The 1,383-nt window shown below is 64.6% G+C and carries 2 protein-coding genes and 1 pseudogene; 1 reads left to right on the forward strand and 2 read right to left on the reverse strand.

The window, feature by feature from the left end; all coding sequences use genetic code 11:
* Nucleotides 1-276: hypothetical protein (locus tag EOB59_RS35565; RefSeq protein WP_164895863.1), on the forward strand; the 276-nt coding region annotated here is incomplete at its 5' end.
* Nucleotides 277-559: 283 nt separating this feature from the next.
* Here EOB59_RS35565 and EOB59_RS34820 read toward each other — a convergent pair.
* Complete coding sequence (locus tag EOB59_RS34820) at nt 560-1,267, reverse strand: ABC-type transport auxiliary lipoprotein family protein (protein ID WP_128290305.1); 708 nt, start codon at nt 1,265-1,267, stop codon at nt 560-562.
* Nucleotides 1,248-1,383 (reverse strand): annotated as a pseudogene (locus EOB59_RS37095) (MCE family protein); the annotation flags it as partial. The pseudogene EOB59_RS37095 and the gene EOB59_RS34820, both read right to left, overlap by 20 nt.

Here is a 1,383-nt window from a genome sequence, read left to right on the forward strand (position 1 = left end):
GAGCTGTGGAACCGCTACCGGCGTGGCGAGCGTGACGTGTTCACAAGGCGGCTCTACACGCTGAAGGGACAGCAGACGTTCGACGAGATTCGTCGCAAGTATCAGGCCGAGGCCGAGTTCCGCGCCGCCGTCGACCGCTACTGCGACGATTTCGAGAAGCTGCTCAAGGATGTCTCGCGCAACGACCGCGACAACATCATGGCGCAGACCTACCTGACGTCGGACACCGGCAAGGTCTACACCATGCTGGCCCATGCGAGCGGCCGCCTGCACTGAGCGGGCGACGAGGATCACAATCGGTCGGCGCCGCCCCTCATTGCCCTGCCGGCACCTTCTCCCCATAGTGACGGGGAGAAGGAGATGGCCGCACTCCCGGCGCCCATTCAGCAACGTTGGCGATTGGCGAAATCTTCGGCGACAACGTCTTTCTCCCCGTCACTATACGGGGAGAAATGCCCGGCAGGGCAATGAGGGGCGGCGCAAACCAAAGATCTTTAGTCGATGCGCTGTGCGACGTGGTTTCAACGCGACGCACGATCGCTTTGAAAGCTCGGCCGGCTCAGATCACCGAATCCGTCCAGTGCACGATCTGCCCGGCGGCGTCGCCGAACGCCTTGTCGAGCGCGCTGACATAGGCAGGATTGCCGCTGCCCGAGACGGGTGCGGCTGCGGTGAAGCTCTTGGAGGCACGGACCTCGCCGTTGCGATCGTTCAGGATCCGCACGAACAGATCGACCTCGGCATGTTCGCCGCCGTCGACACGCACCTCGAAGGACCGGATTTCGACGATCACCTGATAGTCGATCGCCAGGCCCTCGCCCGGCTTGCCGACGCCGGCAAAGCTGCCTGAACGCTGGAAGGTCTCGGCCAGCCGCGCCTGCACGATCAGCGGCAGCCGGTCGGCCCATTGCGCGCCCTTGAGATACTGGATCGACCGATCCGACGGCTTGATGACGATATTCTGGCTGTCCAGCGCCTTGAGCGCCGACGGCTGCGCGATCAGGATCTGGCGGCGGCTATGGCCATGCGCGTCGACCGAAGGCGCTGACAGTTCGAACGTATCGAGCGGCGCGGGCTTGCCGCCCAACGCCGCGCAGCCGGCCAGCGTCAAGGCAACCAGTGCGGCAGCCGAAGTCAACCCGCCCGTTTTCACCCATACAGACTTCACGCGCGATCCCCGTTGTCCCCGGATCGTAAGATCGACCCGCTTTCGCGGCTCATGTTTCTGGGGCGCGCCGTCGCCGAAGTCAACGCCGGGCCCTGCCATCGAATTGCCGAACCTCGCCGTCGCCACCCGAAAGGATGCGCTGCGGATTGCGGCTGAGATCGGTCACCGCCTCCTCGATGCGGCTGATCGAACGGCGGCTGTCCTGCACCAAAACC

This window comes from Mesorhizobium sp. M7A.F.Ca.MR.176.00.0.0 (genome assembly GCF_004023165.1).
In the GTDB taxonomy this organism is placed as follows: domain Bacteria; phylum Pseudomonadota; class Alphaproteobacteria; order Rhizobiales; family Rhizobiaceae; genus Mesorhizobium.

Coding starts and splice junctions, on each gene's coding strand:
- EOB59_RS34820 (WP_128290305.1), bottom strand. CDS start 1,267: ATGGCAGGGCCCGGCGTTGACTTCGGCGACGGCGCGCCCCAGAAACAT.